This window comes from Streptomyces broussonetiae (genome assembly GCF_009796285.1).
GTDB classification, from domain to species: domain Bacteria; phylum Actinomycetota; class Actinomycetes; order Streptomycetales; family Streptomycetaceae; genus Streptomyces; species Streptomyces broussonetiae.
This window is the reverse complement of record NZ_CP047020.1, coordinates 7,415,044-7,432,539: the sequence shown is the minus strand read 5'-3', so window position 1 is coordinate 7,432,539 and position 17,496 is coordinate 7,415,044. Positions and strand designations below refer to the sequence as shown.

Genomic DNA, 17,496 nt, shown 5'->3' with positions numbered 1-17,496 from the left:
CTCCGGTCCCGATGGGTGGACAGACAAAGCGCCCTCTTGACTCGTTTTGCATAATGCAAATGTAGGAAGGGGTAAATGAATGACTGCCATACCGGCGACGAGGGACAGAACACGAGGACCCATCACGGCAGCGAGCGGGGCCGAACCCGCGCAACGGCTCGCGGGACTACGGAACGCCTCGTGGGGTGTCATGGCATTGGCCGTGGTGGTCGGTGCTGGTGCGGGCGTCGGCTCGGTCGTCTTCCGCTGGTGCATCAAGACCTTCACCCGCCTGTTGTCCGGGCACAATGACTACTCCGCCTCCCCCGGCACGAGCAATCCGCACGTGCCGTGGCTGGGCCCGTATTTCGTGGTGCTCGTCCCGGTGATCGGCGGTCTGCTGTACGGCCCGCTGGTCAACCGTTTCGCCAAGGAGGCCCGCGGGCACGGCGTGCCCGAGGTCATGCTGGCCGTCGCTCAGCGCGGCGGGAAGATCAGCCCGAAGGTCGCCGTCGTCAAGACGCTCGCCTCCGCCCTGTGCATCGGCTCCGGCGGCTCGGTCGGACGCGAGGGCCCGATCGTGCAGATCGGCTCCGCGCTCGGTTCCACCCTCGGCCGCGTGACGAAGGCGGCCGAGGGCCGCACGAAGCTGCTGGTCGCCTGCGGCGCGGCGGGCGGCATCGCGGCCACCTTCAACGCCCCCCTGGCCGGCGTCTTCTTCGCCATGGAACTGATCCTCGGCACCTTCTCGGCGGAGGCGTTCGGCGCGACGGTGCTGGCCAGCGTCACCTCGAGCGTCATCGGCCGCGCCTCCTTCGGTGACGTCGCCTTCCTGACCCTGCCCGCCTTCCACGTCGACCACCTCGCCCAGTACGGCTTCTTCGCCCTGCTCGGTATCGTCGCCGCGCTCGTCGGCCTGGGCTTCACCCGCTTCCTCTACCTGATCGAGGACGCCTGCGACTGGCTCTGGCGCGGCCCGGAGTGGCTGCGCCCCGCAGTCGGCGGTGGGCTGCTCGGCCTGGTGCTGCTGGCGCTCCCGGAGATGTACGGCGTCGGCTACCCGGTCCTGGAGAAGGCGACCGAGGGCGGTTACGCGGTCGGTTTCCTGCTCCTGCTGCTGGCCGGCAAGATGCTGGCGACCAGCCTCACCATCGGCATCGGCGGCTCGGGCGGCGTCTTCGCGCCGAGCCTGTTCATCGGTGCCATGCTGGGCTCCGCGTACGGCATCGGCGTCCACCACCTGCTGCCCGGCACCGCCGGCGCGGTAGGCGCCTATGCCGTGATCGGCATGGGTGCCACCTTCGCCGGCGCGGCCCGGGCGCCGATCACCGCCGTGGTCATCCTCTTCGAGCTAACCGGCGAGTACTCGATCATCCTGCCCCTGATGCTGGCCATCGTGCTGGCCACCGCCACCAGCCACCTGCTGTCCCGCGACACCATCTACACCCTGAAGCTGCGCCGCCGCGGCATCGACCTGGAAGGCCCGGCCCCCGGAGCGGCCATCGGCACCCAGCACGTCGGTGCCGTCATGGAACCACTGCCCTCCCCGCTGCCCGCGACCACAGCTCTCGCCGACGCCGCCGACCTCCTGAGCCTGTCCGGCCACGGCGCACTCCCGGTCGTCGCCGAGACCGGGGAGTATGTCGGCGTCGTCACGGCACAGGCAGTGGCCGAGGCCCTCGCGGAACAACCGGACGCCGCGCCGCACACCGTCGAGCAACTCGCCGCGCCACCGACGACCGTCACGCCGGAGCAGCCCCTCGCCCAGGCCCTGCACGCCCTGCTGTCGGCCGCCGGAACCGGGGTACCCGTCCTGGACTCCGAGCGGGGCAAGCCGGTGGGATGGCTCAGCCACCAGAGCGCACTTCGCGCGGTACACGCGACCACCTGAACTCGCCTCCCCAGATGTTGCGATCCACGCCCGAGAACTCTTTTGCATCGTGCAAAAATGGATACAGGGACCTCGATGGGCATTCCGCTCCAGGAGGTGAACCGTGGACACGAAGCGCGTCCGGCGCGCCTACTCGTTCGTCTGCCTCGACTGCGGGCACGGATGGGAAAGCGCGTACGACATCGATGTGACGGTGGACGATCGCGGGCAGATCATTGCCGCCTACCACCTCGGCGGCAAGCTCGTGCCTTCACCGCTGCAGTCGCCGCGCTGCCCCGATTGTGAGGGCCGCAAGATCCGCATCATGCGACCGGGGCGCGTGGCGTCGGCACGGCTGCACGAGAGGTGACGGCAGTGGAGCCACACCACCCGCCTCCGCCTTGGCTGGAGGCGCTCGGCTGGACCAGTCTCGCGGTGGCAGGGGCGAGCGCCCTGGCCATCGTGGGGAACATGACACTGCGCGGATACCGGCAGCGCATGTGGATCATGCACCTCGTGTACCCGATCACAGCTCTGTACTGGGGTCCCGCCGCGCTCTGGTTCTACCAGGCTGGCCCACCCAAGGCCGCATGACGCAAACCGGGGGCACCCGTGGTAGCCCTCGACCCGCCCCGGGAAATGCCGAAAAACACAGCCTCGCCCGCGCCGTCCACCATCCCGACGAGGGTTGATCAGCGGCGGCCCGTGGGGCGCCGTTCGCTGACCTGGGCAACGTCGGGAGGACTGGAAAGCCTGTAGGAGCGCACCACAGCGGTCACGCTCGCGGCCATGAGGGCCATGCTCCACGAGGCAAGATCCCGCAGCGGTCCCGGACCTCCGGCCACGCCACGCGGCGGCACCCGCCCTTCGGGGTCGTAGATGATCGCCAGCGCATCTCCCGGCCGTGTCGCCTCGCCACAGCCGCGCCAGATCCGAGTCTTGAACGGGACGCCGTCGTGGTCCATCACCGAGCAGAGGTAGCGGCCGTGACCACCGTTCGCCGCCTGGCCATCGTCGACCGATGTCACCACCACCGACTGCACCTGCCCGCGCTCAGCCAGCACCACACCAGCGGCGGCCTGCGGCGCCTGAAGCGCGAGACACACGCCGAGCAGGGCGGTGATACCGACCAGTACGCGGCCGGCTCCCACGGACGCCAGATAGAGGGCCAGCGCGATCCCGCACACCAGCCCTGCTTCGCCGTCGGCCAGCGAAGGTCTGCCCGACCATGCACCGAAGAGTGCCGTTCCGACGATTGCGGCGGTGGCGACGGCCCCCGCGAGGACGCCTTCTGCGACGAGCCATCCGGGCGGCAGCCCGACAAACTCGGCCGGCCCCCACACCGTAGTGCGCACATGCGACATGAGGTGTGACTCAGCGGAGGACGAGGACCGACGCCTTCGGCGCATGCGTTCCGCACCCCGCATTCTTGTCCCTGTCCATCGGCGACCGCCGATGCTCCTCCAGTTCGCTTGCATTATGCAAAACGTGGGGGAAGCAGAGATAGGGAGCCCCTGAAGGTAGTTCACGGCCGACCGCGCCCCGTCAGGCGTCGTGCGCCAGCGTTCCGTCCACGATCCAGCCGAGCGGGTGCGGCTCCGGATCGTCCGCTCCCGGTGCCGGAGGCTCGCCTCCCGCCTCGTTGAAGGCGTTGAGCGCCTCCACGAGCGCCAGCCGTTCCATTGGGCGAAGTCGTTCGACGATGGCAGCGATCTCGGCGCGCCGCCGGGCGGTGACTTCCTCGACGGTGCGCCGGCCCTCTTCAGTCAGCCGCAGCAGGGTCTCGCGACGGTTGACGGGATTGGCCTGCCGGTCGGCAAGCCCGGCGACGATGAGCCGGTCGACCATACGCATGGCGGTGGAAGGTGCCACCTGGAGCAGCTCGGCGAGCTCGACCAGCTTGGTCGTCCCCCTGGTGGACAGCACCACCAGCATCCGGAACTGGGCGACGGTCACCCTCTCCTCCACCGCCGCCAACGATCGGGCGGAGACCGCAACCAACAGGCGCGACGCGGTCAGCACCGCTCTGGTAACCGCATCTACGTCGTCCAAGGCACCCTTGGGGGTCTGCTGCTCCGCCATACATCCTTTCTACCGTGCCGAAGCCGCCCGCTTGCCCTTCATACGAACAGACATTCATCCCGCATGGTCGTGATAGCGGAGCAAAAGCATCGCGGCATCGTCATGGAGCGGCCCGGCGGCATGCCGGACCAAGTCCTCACGCAGCGCCTCCAGGGCACGATCCGCATCCGGTTCCTTCAGCAGGCCCGCCCGGTCACCGAGCGGATAGAAGGAGCCGCCCGGGTCCCGGGCTTCAGTGACACCGTCCGTGTACAACAGCAACTGATCACCGGGCGCGAAGACCACCCGATAGGGCCGCGGCCCCTCACCGCCATGCGCGCCCAGACCCAGCGGCAGGGCGAAGGACGGCGGCTGTGCAAAATCGACGCTGCCGCTTTCACGGACAACCAACGGGGCCGGATGCCCGTAGTTGAGGAAGACCGCCTCGTACTCCGATCCGAACTCAGCGAGGACCGCGGTCACGAACTTCTCTCCCTCCAGCTCACGGGCCACGCTCCGCTCCCCCCTCCCCCAGCCTGACCAGGTCCGGCTCGTCGTGGGCTGCCTCCCGGAAAGCGCCGAGCACGACGGCGGCCGTCTCCACCGCAGCCAGCCCCTTGCCCTGCACATCCCCACGATCGCGCGGATCCCGTGCGGCGAGGCCACCACCTCGTACAGGTCGCCTCCGATGCGAGCCTCCGCCACGGCCGATGTGTACGACACCGCCGCCTGGAGCGGGCCCGCTGTCCGCGGCACCGGCCGCAGGAGCACCCGCTGAGCCACCTCCGCGACCGACCGGACGCTGGCCAGCTCGGCCTCCCGACGCAAGCGCATCACGGCCGCCGCGATGCCCGCCGCGGTGACCCCGGCGACCGACGCCATCGCCGTGAACCCTCGGCGCTCCTCGAACAGCCCGTCGTACAGACCGAGCCCCACACACACCAATAGGGCCACCGCGCCGATCAGCGCCGTACGACGCCACCCGCCGACCAGCCCGGAGAAAGCCGGCCCGAGCGAGACCAACGGCAAAAACCCCACCCCTGGCCCGGCAACGACGTCCGCCGCGGCCACCACGGCCATCGCCGCCACCGGCAGCCAGGACAGCATCACGGAACCCGATGTCAGTTTGTGCACGGTCACCACGTCCTCCAACGGCACAGCAGAGCACGGGAGCCGCCGATCACATCTGACACAGTCACCTCCCCGCCTTTAGACTGCAAAGGTTCACGCAGGAAAGCGGCTTGCACCCCCCGGCCCTTTACCCAACGGAGGCGGAGAATCGACACGCCCTACTCTCCGGAAGGCGAAGATGCCCCGCCGACAGACCGCTCCCAACCGGCCTCAACCCCCCTTCAGCTGGCTGCGCTTTGGCGCACGGCTGCCGATCGCCGTCTTCCGCGCGATACTGGGATGATTCTCCGGCAGGCGCCTTCTGCTGCAGCACGCGGGGCCGCGCCACCGGACCGGCCCGTGGGGTGGTCCTGAGGGAGCATGAGCCGACGGCCCTGCAGTTGGACCGTCGCCTTCGGCTTTCGACCAAGGGCAGCCTGGTACCGCAATCTGCACGCTCAGCCGAAGCCGGTCGTCCGGGTCGGCAACCAACCCGACGCCGTTACGGCACACTTGCTCACGCCGAACGAAGGCGCCGACATCATGCTGCACCGCGCCCCCGGCATTCCCGAACCACGCGCAGCCTGTGCGCTCCTGGAGTTGTCGTCGGACGGCGGCGAGGTCGAGTCCAGGCAGGCAGAGCCATACCCTTCGTTCGACTGGACACCGGCACCGATTCCCCGCTGGCATGACGGGCACGGCAAACCCGCCTTGCCGCCTTACACGCCCACAGCCGAGACACTGGCGCCACTTTTTGCATCATGCAAGACTTGCATGGGGGGCCTAGTCGGCCGTCGGAGGTTGCACGGCGCCATGGAGTGAAGCGTCATCGCGATGGAGCGACGCCGGCCGCCGACAGGCCCCCGCCAGGCACGCACTCGACGAATCGGGATCGATCACGGCGAGCAGCGAGATCCCCTGCCGACGTATCTGCGCCGGCTCCTGTTGTCCGAGACGGATGCCGGACGGCTGCTCTTCCGGCGGATGTACGACCTGAGCAGGGCCGCGCTGGACGGGCTGGCCACGGCTGGGCTGGCTGCTCCGGGAAACGATCCGGCTGTGCGCGCCGCCCTGTTCCTCGCCAACGACCTGGCGCTGTTCCTGTTGCGCGACCGTCTCACCGAAGTCCTCGGTACAGACCCTTTGTCGGCCGAGGGCACGACCCGGTGGGCGCCGGGGATGCTCAGCATCTACGCGGGCGGACTGAACGCGGCACCACCCCCACCACAAGGAGACACCCCATAGGGAGACCGCGCATGGCGCCCGGATCAACACCCGCTCCAGCGCCCGTCCTTCGGGCCACCGACGTCCACAAGTCCTACGGCAAGCACCCTGTCCTGCGCGGTGCCGAACTCACGGTAGGACCCGGGCAACTCGTCGCCGTCGTCGGCGAGAACGGCGCCGGCAAATCGACCCTGCTGAAGATACTGGCCGGTGTCCTCCCCCTGGACCGCGGCGAGCTCGCAGTGCCCGGCACTCTCGGCTACTGCCCGCAGGAACCGGTCCTGAACACGGCACTCACCGTCGAGCAGCACCTGCGCTACTTCGCCGCCGCCCACCGCCTGCCCGATCTGGACCGCGGCCACGAACTCGTCCGCCTCCTCGGCTACGAGCGATACGCACGGTCGACCGCCGGACAGCTGTCCGGCGGCACCCGACAGAAACTCAACCTCACCCTCGCCCTGCTGCACGACCCGGACGTCCTCCTCCTGGACGAGCCGTACCAAGGCTTCGACTGGGAGACGTACCTGCGGTTCTGAGACCTGGTCGACGACCTGCGCGCCCGGGACCGGGCCGTCGTGATCATCACCCACCTCGTCTTCGAGCAGGACCGGTTCGACGTGCTCGCCGACCTCAACGACGGCCGCCTCACCCCCCGCGCATCCTCCCGGGAGGACAACCATGCCGGCGCCTGAGACCTCACCGACCCGATCCGTCTACAGCGCGTTCCCCACAGCTCTGCGCATCTCCGTACGCGACCAGACCCGCAACCGGCTCGCGGGACTTCTGCTCCTGGTCTTCGTGCCCGTCTGGTACCTGGTGATGAACGCCATGGCCTCGGGCGAGGCACTCGACTTCAAGCTGTACGCGACCGGGCAGGTCCTGCGCATCGACGGCGGCCACCTCACCCTGATCTCGGCGGGACTCAACTCCGTCACGATGATCACCGGATTCGTCGTCTTCGACGCCGTACGCAAGGCCCTCGCCTTCGACCGGCGGCTCGTCTTCGCCGGTTACCGGCAGTCCACCCTCATCGGCGCCAAGACCCTCGCCGTCACGGTGGTCGCCACCGCGATCGCCCTCTACACCGCACTCGCCATCCTGTTCTTCTGGCGGCCTACGGGGGCCGGTTGGTTCGCCGTACTCGCAGGATTCGCGATCATCGCCCTCACCTACGGCGCCTTCGGTCTCCTCCTCGGCGTCCTGGTCAAACGAGACCTGGACGGCTTCTTCCTCATCATCATGGGCGGGCTGATGGACACATTCCTGCAGAACCCACTTGGCAACCCGCTCGCCAACAAGCCCGTCCTGCAATGGTTTCCGTCCTTCGGCCCCATGCAGTTCGCCGTCGGCGGGGCGTTCGGCCACACGACCCTGTGGGGACACCTCGCACTGGGACTCGGGGGGACCGCCGCGTTCAGCACGGCAGGGCTGGTCATCTTCCGAATCCGGACCCGCAAGCGCACAGGCAGGTGACAACACACTCGACCAGGGCAATGCTCATGGCCCGGACGTGAGCGCTCCCTGCCCGGCATCCTGCTCACTCTCCTGGCCGGTGAGGCAGGGCTGCACCTGCGGTTCTCCCTGAGACAGGGCACGACGACCGGTGCTCCGGCCGATCGCTCGAGCCATACGGTGGCACTGGCCGGCTATCTCTCGTACGGCACCGGGTCAGTACGTCTGACTCCTATGACAGGCACACAACGATCCCGTACGAGCCCTCCCCGTCGACCACGCCGCACAGACCGTGGCCGACATGACAGCCCATGCGGGCCACGCCATGACACTCAGGGGTGCCGACCCGGCCGACGGCCGGTCCGGACGGGTGCCCCTGGCGGCCGGGCCGCCCCTCACTCGGCCTGCGCCCGCATCGCTGCCACATGCGGGTAATTTACGTAGCTCCTTGACCCGAGCTTTGCGCAGTGCAAAGAATGGAGAGCACACGGACACCTGCCGGCCGAGCCCCTGGATGCGTTGTCCTGCCTGAGCACCAGCGACCATCCGGTCCCGGATGCGGCACTCTTGGACGAGTGTGGGCGGTTCCGCGCCGAGGCCGGCGGGAGACACCGTTCCCACACCACTGCGGCTGAGCACAGTGCCATGTTTCAGAAGGTCAGCCATGAACGCGGAGCACGCCCGTTGCATCCCTTGCTCATTTCTCTGTCTCGACTGCAGACATGGCTGGGACGGCACGTACGACATCGACATGATCGTGGACGAGCGTGACAGGATCGCTCCCGTCTACCACCTTGACGGCAGGCAGTCGCCCCGCTGCCCCGCCTGCCAGAGCCATCAGATCCACGTTGCGCGGGCGATGGCGGATCCGCCCGCCGGGCTAGCCGATCGCGTCAGCCGCAATGACCTGCTCCGTCCAGATGATCTTGCCGGTCTTCGTGTACCGCGTGCCCCAGCGGCGGGCCATGTGGGCCACGATCAGCAGGCCCGGTCCTCCCTCGTCGGTGGCCCGCGCGTGACGCAGGCGGGGCGAGATGCTGCTGGCACCGGAGACTTCGCAGATCAGGCCGCGGTCCCGGATAAGGCGCAGGCAGACCGGCCCGGTCGCATGGCGGATCGCGTTGGTCACCAGTTCAGCGGACCTACATCGCGGCAATCAGGCGCGGGAGTTCGATCCTTTCGGCATGGGCAGCCCGATCAAGAGCCCAAAATGATCTGCGGTTAGCCGGACGACGCAACGCCGCTGCCCGCTCGTCCACTGGCCAGTAGCCGCGCACAGGGGAAAGGGTGGTCCACTACGGCCCTGAAGGTCCTTCGGACGAGCCGTGCGCCGTTCTGCGATGTCATGGCATCAGCCTTGACGACACAAGCCGCCCGGTCGGGGTGATGAGCCCGCGACAGCGGTGCAGCATGCTACGCGGATCTCCTCCGATGCTGATATTGACGTCGATCAGCAGAACCGGCTGCCAGCCATTCTCTGTCGGCAGCCGGTCGAGGAGCATCAGCCGAACACCGCGGTCAGCCCGAGCCCGCGGATCGGACTGCGCCAGAACTCCGGCCGGCACGGCCCCGGGAGCGGGGCAGCAGCCGGAAGCGGTGCACCGCCCTCGGCCATGGACGGTCGCCCACACCACCGCAGCCGTCCCACCGGTCCGCACACGCTTGGGCCACTCCCGGGCACGCTTCGGGCCCGGTGCCCGACGCTGGGACCCGATGGGCGGGGCCGAAACCGACGGCCGCCCGCCGGTTTCCCCGGCATCACGTCACCGGTGTTCGGGGTTCTCGTAGTCGCGGCGGCAGCCGGCGTCCCAGGCGGTGCGCTGGTTGCCGTAGGCGGGGATGCCGCCCAGGTCCTTCAGAGCCCGGGCCAGGTGCAGCAGGTTCCAGGTCATGAAGGTGGTGTTGCGGTTGGTGAAGTCGTTCTCCGGGCCGCCCGAGCCGGGGTCGAGGTACGAGGGGCCGGGGCCCGCCTCGCCGATCCATCCGGCGTCCGCCTGGGGCGGGATGGTGTAGCCCAGGTGCTGGAGGCTGTAGAGGACGTTCATGGCGCAGTGCTTGACGCCGTCCTCGTTGCCGGTGATCAGACAGCCCCCGACACGGCCGTAATAGGCGTACTGCCCGGCCTCGTTGAGCAGGCTGGAGCAGGCGTAGAGGCGTTCGATCACCTGCTTCGTCACGGAACTGTTGTCGCCCAGCCAGATGGGTCCGGCCAGTACCAGGATGTCGGCCTCCAGGACCCGCCGGTAGAGGTCCGGCCAGGCGTCCGTCTCCCAGCCGTGCTCCCGCATGTCGGGCCACACACCGGTCGCGATGTCGTGGTCCACCGCCCGTACGACGTCCACGTGCACGCCCTGCGCGTCCATGATGGCGGTGCTGCGGTCGATCAGTCCCTGGGTGTTGCTCTTCTCCGGTGAGCGTTTGAGGGTGCAGTTGATCACCAGCGCACGCAGGTCGTCGTACCGGGCCGGCGGTGCGTCGGTGTCGGGCGACGAAGGGGTCACACGGTCCTCCCGGAGTTCCGCCGCCGCTTCGTGCACGGCGGATCGTTCCCACTTCGCCAGCGTGCGGTCCGACCGCGGCAGCCGCCACCACAACGCCTCCGAACGGCCACAGCGGTCCCCGCCCGGTCGGCGGCGGACGAGTGGCCCGGGCAGCCAGGGGTACCTACGTTCGCCTCATGAGCACCGAAGGCGCGACCAGGTCGCGGACCACGGCAGCAGCGGACGACGTCGCACACCTGCTGGTGCGCTGTCTGCGAGCCGAAGGCGTCGAGTACGTCTTCGGGATCCCCGGCGAGGAGAACATCCGCTTCGTCGACGCCCTGAGCGGCTCCGGGATCCGGTACGTCCTGGTGCGCCACGAGCAGGCCGCCTCGTTCATGGCCGAGATCTACGGACGGCTGACCGGCCGGGCCGGGGTGTGTTCGGCCACTCTGGGCCCCGGCGCGATCAACCTGCTGCTCGGCACCGCCGATGCCATGACCAACAGCGCACCGATGGTGGCCCTTGCCGCCCAGGGCTCGCTGCGCCGCACCCACAAGGAGTCGCACCAGGTCATCGATCTGGTATCGATGTTCGCCCCCGTCACCCAGTGGGCGGCCCGCGTGGAGTGTCCCGACGCGGTGCCGGAGATGACACGCAAGGCTTTCAAGATCGCGCAGAGCGAGCGCCCCGGTGCCGTGTTCCTGGCCGTGCCCGAGGACATCGAAGCGGAGCGGCCCGCCGAGCATCTGGCACCCCTGCAGATCGACACGGTGCACGCCGACGCGCCGTCACTCACGCAGATCGCGCGGGCGGTCGAGGTGCTCACCACGGCACGGCGTCCTGTCGTGCTGGCAGGCCATGGCGCCGCGCGAGCCCGCGCCTCGGACGCTCTCGTGCGGTTCGCCGAGCGGTTGGACATCCCGGTCGCGACCACCTTCCACGGCAAGGGTGTCTTCCCCGACGACCATCCGAACGCCCTCGGCGCGGTCGGCTTCATGCGCCACGACTACAGCAACTTCGGCTTCGACACCGCCGACGTGGTGATCTGCGTCGGCTACGAGATCCAGGAATTCGACCCCACCAAGATCAACCCCGACGGCGACAAGCGCATCGTGCACGTACACCGCTTCCCCTCCGAGGTGGACGCACATTACCCGGTCGCAGTGGGCATCGAGGGCGACCTGTCACAGGCGCTGGACGCACTCGCTTCGGCACTGCCCGAAGGGTTCACCTACGACTCGGAGAGCATCGTGAAGATCCGTACACTGCTCGACGACGAACTAGCGTACGGGCGTGACAACGACGCCTTCCCGCTGGTGCCCCAGCGTGTGGTGAGCGATGTCCGGACCGCCCTGGACCGCCACGACATCGTGCTCGCCGACACCGGCGCCGGGAAGATGTGGATGTCCCGCCTCTACCCCACCTACGAACCCGACACCTGCCTCGTCTCCAACGGCCTGTCCACCATGGGCTTCGCACTGCCGGGCGCCATCGCCGCCAAACTGGCCAGGCCCGACCGGCGCGTCCTGGCCATGATGGGCGACGGCTCCTTCCTGATGAACTCCCAGGAACTCGAAACCGCCGACCGCGAACACATCCCCCTGGTCGTCCTCGTCCTGGTGGACGAGGAGTACGGCCTGATCACCTGGAAGATGGAACTCGAACTCGGCCGCCACAGCCACACCCGCTTCACCAACCCGGACCTGGTCGCCTACGCCGAAAGCTTCGGCGCACACGGCTACCGGGTCGAGTCCGCCGACCAGCTGCTGCCCGCATTGCGTCGCGCCCTCGACGACGAAGGCGTCTCCGTGATCGCCTGCCCCGTCGACTACACCGAGAACCTGCGCCTGACCGATCGGCTCGGCAGCCTCAGCGGACCGTTCTGACCCGCCGGCCCAGGTTCTCGACACCACAAGCCGTCCAATTGCCAGGAGCATGAGAGGCCGCCGCAGGTCAGTAACAACGGCTAACGCCTGGAGCCGCTGCTGCCTCAGCGTGACTGACGCTTTCGCTACTCGAACACGATGACGTACTCCTCGACCCGACCCAAGATCCGGTGCAGATCCATTCCACCATTGGCCCGGTTAGCCACTCTTCAAATGGACCACATGCCCGGGCCACTAGATGCATAGGCTCGACACCAATGCGGCTGAGACCACGGGCGACCTCTGCAGGGGATCCCGAGGTCGACACGTGCCTGGTTTGGATTTCCGGCCCGTACCTCCCGGTCGGCCGGACTGAGTAAGAGGACAAAGATCTGCTGTGAAGGCGTGCGGAGTATCCGGGGCCGGGAAGGAAGTCGCCCTGCTGGAGCTGTCCGAACCGTCATCTCCCGGGCCCGGTCAGATCCTGGTGGCGGTGGAGGCGGCCGGGGTCGGCCCGTGGGACGAACTGCTGAACGGCGCCGGCTGGGACGTGGGGCTGCGCCCCCCGGCGGCGCTGGGAGTGGAGGGCGCGGGCAAGGTGCTGGCCGTCGGCGCGGGTGTCACCGGGTTTGCCGTGGGCGACCGGGTGCTCGCACACGAGGCCCCGCTGCCCGGGGGAAGCGGCTTCTGGGCCGAACGCGTTCTGATCAACGCCGACCATACGGCAGCCTGCCCACCCGGGCTGGACGCCGTGCACGCGGCGGCGCTGCCGGTCAACGGACTCACCGCCTGGCAGTCCCTGGAGAAACTGGACCTCAGCCGAGGACAGCGGCTCCTGATCACCAACGGAGGCGGGGCCACCGGAGCCCTGGCCATCCAGCTCGCCGCGGCCCAGGGCATCGAGGTGACCGCGACCGCCTCTGCTGCCGCCGCAGAGCGCCTGCTCGGTCTGGGAGCGAGGGAGGCTGTCGACTACCACGACCCGAACTGGTCGGCCAGGGTACGCGGCGGGTTCGACGCCGCACTCACCATCGCCACCGGCACGGCGGACGCCGCCCTGCCCTTGGTCCGGGACGGCGGTCGACTGTGCTCCCTGACCTCGGACGCGCCTGCGGAGGAACGAGGCATCACGAGTTGGAACCTCTACCTCGAGCCCAACGCCGCGCAGCTTCTCCGGCTGGCGGAGCAGGCCGCCGCGGGAACCTTGAAACTCGCACCGGAACCCCTGCCGCTGAGCGAGGGACCGGCCGCGTTCGCCCGAGTGGTCACCGGTCGGGCCGGCGGCAAGAAGATCGTGCTCACCCCAGCATGACCCGACCGGGCACCGCCCGGTCCCGATGCTGGACCACGGTGCCCGCCGGGCGCGATCGAGAAGTCGGCTGAGGGTGGGCGACCGAGGAGGCGCTGTCAAAGTTTGCTCACTCCGGGGCCACGCCACTGTCGCCACGGCAGGACGTTATCCTCACCGCCAAACTTGACGTTCATCGCCTGGGAAACCGTCGTGTGGTGTCCACGGGTCCACGCAGTGGATGGCGTCGTTGCGCGGCTTGAGCAAGCAGCGTGGTCACCCAGAAGACTCTGGGCCGTCGGCTTTCTCGAAGGGTCGACGCCAGCGCAAGGCGTCCTGGCTCTGCCACGACTCCCCAAGTTCGATCTGCTCCTGAGTGAGCCCGGTCTCCTTGGCCAGCTCCTCCGGGCTGATCCTCCCACGGTGAGCCTCGATCGCACGGCCGATCTTGCCTGCCCACAGCTCGGCATCCACGAACGGCCGCTGTCTGTACACGTCGACCAGCGCATCCAAATGTTCGCGTGAACACGCCGTCAGCCACCGTTTGCCATCCAATTTCGGATCATGCCCATGGATCACCGAGGAATCAGGCACCAACGCGTGGACCTCGGCCTGCCCCGAGATCGCTTCCCCGCATAGATCACACAGTTCTGGCGGGGCAGCACCCGCGCCCGGTTCACCTCTATCGGTCACCTACCCTTCCTACCCCACCACGACCGCTGAGCGTTACGACCCTTTGGCCTCGGCAGCCGAACCTGGAAGCCTTCGCCCGACTCCCCCCGCAGCAGCGCCGCGTCCCCCGCCATTAGCGAGTCGGGATTTTCGGCGTGCGCGGGGCACGGCCTACCGCGTACCTCGCCGTCCGGCTGCGTCACCTTGATCATCAGGCGGCCATTCAGAGCCAGCTCTCACCCTTCCTTGGGCGTGGCAGTGATCAGAATCGGCAATCGAGCGCTCGCGGTGCCGCGGAATCGCCGATGGGGGCCCGCCGCAAATTGCGGCACGAGGCCACACCGTGGAGTCACAGCAACGCGGAACGTCCGAGGGGGTGCTGAGTCGCCGGGCCAAATGACGTTGGCATACTGCAAAGATGGCTGGCACAGCACCGCGCATCCACATCCTTCTGGCCGCCTCGCTGTCCGTGGGGCTGCGCGAACGGCTCCTCCGCCCCCACCTCTGACTCAACTCGACCAGTCACGAGCAGTACGGCCGTTCCTGGCCGTGTGTATGTGGTCGTCACCGGCGAGGTCGACCTGACGATCACGGATGCCGTCGCGCATCTGGACCGTTCCGGTGACGGCTCACTCCACATGACCGTACGAAACGACGACGGCGTCCACGAACACCTTGGCATGGTCGCGACCCCCCGTGGGAAACGCGGGGAACTGGTCGGGGGGAAGTCGGCCGAGGGCGACGGCTCACTGTCCACCGCCGGCATTCTGGTGACGAGCGGGACCAGTGTGACCTTCGGCAGCGCCGACGGACCACGCGTCCTGCTCCATCACGTGCACGGTGTCAGCACGCGACAGATATTGCCGGTGGCCCTGCAGTTCGGCGTGGCCGGACTGGTTCGGTTCCAGGCGCGGGTCTCCTCGCCCTGAGCGAGCCGGCCCGTCCGGTCGGTACCGCCGGTAGTACCCGTGAAGGCCGCGTTCAGCGCCTGGAGTTCTTCGCCGCGCTCGGTGGGGTGGCGGTCGGGAGGCACAGTGAGCGGCTGGGAGATCCGGTCCAGGCCGTAACCCGCCGCGGTTCCCGGCCGACTCCTTAGGTCATATTTGGCATCATGCAATCTTTACCTAGAGCAAAGGTTCTCTTGCATTGCGGTCTGCGTATCCCGGATGACGACCCCCCGTCCGCCCTGGGAGGCACCATGCCCGTCTCACGCAACGCGATCGGAACCGCCGCCGTTGGCGGCTCCCTGGTCCTGACCCTTGCTGCGCTCATCTACCCGAGCATGCTGGGCATTCAGAACACCGCTTCGAACCAGTCCCGCATCATCGCCAACACCCAGTGGGGACCGCTCACCGAAGCCGACCGGAACTTCGTCGTCTTCGTGCGCTCCGCCGGGCTGTGGGAAGGCCCCTCGGGGCAGCTGGCCATGCAGAAGGGGACGACAGCGACCGTGCGCGAAGCCGGGCGGCACCTGGTCATCGGGCACGCCGCGCTCGACGCCAGCTGTCGCAGGATCGCCCCCGAACTGAACATCACCATCCCCAACCAGCCCACACCCCAGCAGCAGGGCTTCCTTGCGACGTTCCAGTCCGACCGGGGCAGGCAGTTCGACACCGACTTCGCCAACACCCTGCGCATGACCCACGGTTCGATCTTCAACACCATCGCCAAGATCCGCTCCACCACGGAGAACACTCTCGTGCGGGCCCTCGCCGACCAGGCCAACGACGTGGTCCTGGACCACATCACACAGATGGAGAAGACCGGACTGGTCAACTTCGACCAGGTGAACTTCCAGGAGACGACCCCGCCCAAGCTCCCCGCAGCCCAGGTCACACCACCGGTGCCGCAGCCGGGCGCGCCCGTCGTGACCCTCACGGTGCCCCCCGGGCTGTCGACCGAGGGGGTACCGACAGGCCCCGCCACGGAACCCTCACCCACGGCTTCCCCAACTGCGGGATGACCCGGCGTGCAGGAACACCTTCACTTCCTTGGAGACCGACCGCTCATGCGCCATGGCTACTGTCCGTAGCACGATCGGAACCTGGCCAGCGGGGCATCCCCGGCCAAGCTGCCGCCCTCGTCCACTCGAGCACGCGCCGCATGCGGACCACGTCCTGCGATCCGTCCCCCGTCATCGTCGGAAGCATTGGGGATCGTTCACTGAGTTCGGCCGCGACCTCCATGTGGCTCCGCCGGCCTTTGGAAGCAGCAGGGAGTTCGCGCTGTCGAAGGACTCGACGTCGCGTCGAGAGGCGCCCCCGGCTCCAGTTCGTTCCTCCGCGCTCTCGCCCTGGCGTCAGGGGCTCGCCTCCGCACAGGGTCAGATGCCGATCCGCGCGTGCATGAGGGTGGCGAAGCGGCGGTGCCCGCTCGTCCACTGGTCGGTGACGTTGAAGGCAAGGTCCGCAGCGACCCCGTGGACCGCACGCAGCCCCAGCCGCGCCCAGGGAAAGGGCGGCCCACAGCGACCATGAGGGCCCTCGTACCGAACGGCCGAGCACTCTTCGACGTCTTCGGGCTCGGCCTCGATGACGAGGCGTCCAGTCGGGGCCAGGAGCCCGCCACAGCGGCGCAGCAGGCCGTAAGGATCACCTCCGATACCGATGTTGCCGTCGATGAGCAGAATCGTCTGCCAGGCCCTCTCGGCCGGCAGCCGGTCGAAGACCGACCGGCACAGTGCCAGTCCGCCTTGGGCGCAGGTCAGCGCGACCGCGCGGGGCGCGATGTCCACTCCCAGGGCGAAGACGCCCCGGCTCAGAAGTTCCCTGCACAACCGCCCCGGTCCGCAACCGACATCGAGAACGGGGCCGACACACCGCTCCAGCACGGTCTCGTCGTCCGCCGTGGGTGGTTCATGCCAGCGGCGCACCGGCATCCGGATCCGGCGACCGTTCGCCAACCGCAGGAACACCGGAGCCCAGGCCGGACGCAGAACCAGCGCATAAGGATCCTCCTCCGCGCCGTACTGCTCGCCCTCGTCGGTTGTCATGGTGTGGAGCCATGGTCCGTGACCGGTCGGCTTTCGTCGCCTCGGCCGGCCCGCCGGGCGCGGCGCAGTCTGAGCGCGAAGGCCGCTGCCGAGGCGGCGAAGAGCGCACCGGTGATGGCCAGCCACCGACCGAGGTAGACCGTGTCGGACAGGCCGGTGTCTCCGCTGTATCGGGCCGCCATGCGGAAGACGAGGGGGAACCAGACCAGCAGGAGCAGACCCGACAGGAAGGCGGGGACGCGCAGGTGATTGATCCACGGGACTGTCCGCCCGCCGGCAGAGCGGTGGCGCAGCACGGAGAGGGCCGACAGATCGGCCAGCGAGTAGAGGGGCAGCAGGATCAGGTCGTGGAGGATCGCTGCTCCGACGAACCAGAGCGCCACCGCGAGCGGCTGAACGGCGAACAGGCGCACCATGGCGTAGCCGGTGAGGGCGAACGAGGCGATCAGGACCAGTAGATGCAGGGGGCCGGAGCCGTACCAGCGGACGAATCGTGCCAT

Annotated in this window: 16 protein-coding genes and 2 pseudogenes; 10 read left to right on the top strand and 8 right to left on the bottom strand. The window is 68.5% G+C overall.

What is annotated here, in order from left to right; genetic code table 11:
- The first annotated feature begins 190 nt into the window (after nt 1-190).
- From GQF42_RS34105 to GQF42_RS34095, 3 genes are all read left to right on the top strand, one after another.
- On the top strand, nt 191-1,870 hold the full coding sequence (locus tag GQF42_RS34105; protein ID WP_199272892.1) for a chloride channel protein: 1,680 nt from the start codon (nt 191-193) through the stop codon (nt 1,868-1,870).
- A 103-nt stretch (nt 1,871-1,973) separates the two neighbouring features.
- Nucleotides 1,974-2,219, top strand: a complete 246-nt coding sequence (locus GQF42_RS34100; RefSeq protein WP_158926403.1) for a hypothetical protein — start codon at nt 1,974-1,976, stop codon at nt 2,217-2,219.
- 5 nt (nt 2,220-2,224) lie between these two features.
- Nucleotides 2,225-2,443, top strand: coding sequence for a hypothetical protein (locus GQF42_RS34095; protein WP_233273546.1), 219 nt, complete (start codon nt 2,225-2,227; stop codon nt 2,441-2,443).
- 98 nt (nt 2,444-2,541) lie between these two features.
- Here GQF42_RS34095 and GQF42_RS34090 read toward each other — a convergent pair whose 3' ends face one another.
- The 3 genes from GQF42_RS34090 to GQF42_RS34080 form a co-directional block, all read right to left on the bottom strand.
- Nucleotides 2,542-3,213 (bottom strand): hypothetical protein, encoded by a 672-nt coding sequence (locus tag GQF42_RS34090; RefSeq protein ID WP_158926401.1) that lies wholly within the window; start codon nt 3,211-3,213, stop codon nt 2,542-2,544.
- A gap of 181 nt (nt 3,214-3,394) precedes the next feature.
- Nucleotides 3,395-3,931 (bottom strand): MarR family winged helix-turn-helix transcriptional regulator, encoded by a 537-nt coding sequence (locus GQF42_RS34085; RefSeq protein ID WP_158926399.1) that lies wholly within the window; start codon nt 3,929-3,931, stop codon nt 3,395-3,397.
- 54 nt (nt 3,932-3,985) lie between these two features.
- Nucleotides 3,986-5,053: a PP2C family protein-serine/threonine phosphatase gene (locus GQF42_RS34080; RefSeq protein ID WP_233273816.1), complete on the bottom strand. Its 1,068-nt coding sequence runs from the start codon at nt 5,051-5,053 to the stop codon at nt 3,986-3,988.
- 801 nt (nt 5,054-5,854) lie between these two features.
- On the opposite strand from GQF42_RS34080, the gene GQF42_RS34075 reads away from it, so the two are divergent.
- The 3 genes and pseudogenes from GQF42_RS34075 (at nt 5,855) to GQF42_RS34065 (ending at nt 7,717) form a co-directional block, all read left to right on the top strand.
- Nucleotides 5,855-6,265: a hypothetical protein gene (locus GQF42_RS34075; RefSeq protein ID WP_233273545.1), complete on the top strand. Its 411-nt coding sequence runs from the start codon at nt 5,855-5,857 to the stop codon at nt 6,263-6,265.
- 11 nt (nt 6,266-6,276) lie between these two features.
- Nucleotides 6,277-6,936 (top strand): annotated as a pseudogene (locus GQF42_RS34070) (ABC transporter ATP-binding protein).
- Nucleotides 6,923-7,717, top strand: coding sequence for an ABC transporter permease (locus GQF42_RS34065; protein ID WP_158926395.1), 795 nt, complete (start codon nt 6,923-6,925; stop codon nt 7,715-7,717). Before GQF42_RS34070 ends, GQF42_RS34065 begins: the two are co-directional and overlap by 14 nt.
- Nucleotides 7,718-8,576: 859 nt before the next feature.
- Here GQF42_RS34065 and GQF42_RS34060 read toward each other — a convergent pair.
- Nucleotides 8,577-8,834, bottom strand: a pseudogene (locus GQF42_RS34060) (ATP-binding protein); the annotation flags it as partial.
- Nucleotides 8,835-9,459: 625 nt separating this feature from the next.
- The gene (locus GQF42_RS34055; RefSeq protein ID WP_158926393.1) at nt 9,460-10,197 is read right to left on the bottom strand and encodes a flavodoxin family protein; all 738 of its coding nucleotides are present in this window, start codon (nt 10,195-10,197) and stop codon (nt 9,460-9,462) included.
- A gap of 176 nt (nt 10,198-10,373) precedes the next feature.
- On the opposite strand from GQF42_RS34055, the gene GQF42_RS34050 reads away from it, so the two are divergent.
- Together GQF42_RS34050 and GQF42_RS34045 are read left to right on the top strand one after the other, a co-directional pair.
- Entirely contained in the window at nt 10,374-12,065 is a 1,692-nt protein-coding gene (locus tag GQF42_RS34050) for an acetolactate synthase large subunit (protein ID WP_158926391.1), read from the top strand.
- A 376-nt stretch (nt 12,066-12,441) separates the two neighbouring features.
- Nucleotides 12,442-13,356, top strand: coding sequence for an NADP-dependent oxidoreductase (locus GQF42_RS34045; RefSeq protein ID WP_158926389.1), 915 nt, complete (start codon nt 12,442-12,444; stop codon nt 13,354-13,356).
- A gap of 252 nt (nt 13,357-13,608) precedes the next feature.
- Here GQF42_RS34045 and GQF42_RS45100 read toward each other — a convergent pair whose 3' ends face one another.
- Nucleotides 13,609-14,025 carry a hypothetical protein gene (locus GQF42_RS45100; protein WP_199272891.1) on the bottom strand — a complete coding sequence of 139 codons (417 nt, stop codon included), beginning with the start codon at nt 14,023-14,025 and terminating at the stop codon, nt 13,609-13,611.
- A 530-nt stretch (nt 14,026-14,555) separates the two neighbouring features.
- On the opposite strand from GQF42_RS45100, the gene GQF42_RS34035 reads away from it, so the two are divergent.
- Both GQF42_RS34035 and GQF42_RS34030 read left to right on the top strand, forming a co-directional pair.
- Nucleotides 14,556-14,933 (top strand): hypothetical protein, encoded by a 378-nt coding sequence (locus GQF42_RS34035; RefSeq protein ID WP_233273543.1) that lies wholly within the window; start codon nt 14,556-14,558, stop codon nt 14,931-14,933.
- Between the two features lie 269 nt (nt 14,934-15,202).
- A complete protein-coding gene (locus tag GQF42_RS34030) occupies nt 15,203-15,967 on the top strand; it encodes a DUF4142 domain-containing protein (RefSeq protein WP_158926387.1) in 765 nt (254 codons plus the stop codon).
- Between the two features lie 360 nt (nt 15,968-16,327).
- Here GQF42_RS34030 and GQF42_RS34025 read toward each other — a convergent pair whose 3' ends face one another.
- Together GQF42_RS34025 and GQF42_RS34020 are read right to left on the bottom strand one after the other, a co-directional pair.
- Nucleotides 16,328-16,996 carry a class I SAM-dependent methyltransferase gene (locus tag GQF42_RS34025; protein ID WP_158926385.1) on the bottom strand — a complete coding sequence of 223 codons (669 nt, stop codon included), beginning with the start codon at nt 16,994-16,996 and terminating at the stop codon, nt 16,328-16,330.
- Nucleotides 16,993-17,496 (bottom strand): hypothetical protein, encoded by a 504-nt coding sequence (locus tag GQF42_RS34020; protein WP_158930884.1) that lies wholly within the window; start codon nt 17,494-17,496, stop codon nt 16,993-16,995. Before GQF42_RS34020 ends, GQF42_RS34025 begins: the two co-directional genes overlap by 4 nt.

Excerpts from the sequence above, each read along its gene's own strand:
- GQF42_RS34025 (WP_158926385.1), bottom strand. The coding sequence starts at position 16,996 with ATGACAACCGACGAGGGCGAGCAGTACGGCGCGGAGGAGGATCCTTAT.
- GQF42_RS34105 (WP_199272892.1), top strand. The coding sequence starts at position 191 with ATGGCATTGGCCGTGGTGGTCGGTGCTGGTGCGGGCGTCGGCTCGGTC.
- GQF42_RS34085 (WP_158926399.1), bottom strand. The coding sequence starts at position 3,931 with ATGGCGGAGCAGCAGACCCCCAAGGGTGCCTTGGACGACGTAGATGCG.
- GQF42_RS34020 (WP_158930884.1), bottom strand. The coding sequence starts at position 17,496 with ATGGCACGATTCGTCCGCTGGTACGGCTCCGGCCCCCTGCATCTACTG.
- GQF42_RS34030 (WP_158926387.1), top strand. The coding sequence starts at position 15,203 with ATGCCCGTCTCACGCAACGCGATCGGAACCGCCGCCGTTGGCGGCTCC.
- GQF42_RS34065 (WP_158926395.1), top strand. The coding sequence starts at position 6,923 with ATGCCGGCGCCTGAGACCTCACCGACCCGATCCGTCTACAGCGCGTTC.
- GQF42_RS34075 (WP_233273545.1), top strand. The coding sequence starts at position 5,855 with ATGGAGCGACGCCGGCCGCCGACAGGCCCCCGCCAGGCACGCACTCGA.
- GQF42_RS34090 (WP_158926401.1), bottom strand. The coding sequence starts at position 3,213 with ATGTCGCATGTGCGCACTACGGTGTGGGGGCCGGCCGAGTTTGTCGGG.
- GQF42_RS34050 (WP_158926391.1), top strand. The coding sequence starts at position 10,374 with ATGAGCACCGAAGGCGCGACCAGGTCGCGGACCACGGCAGCAGCGGAC.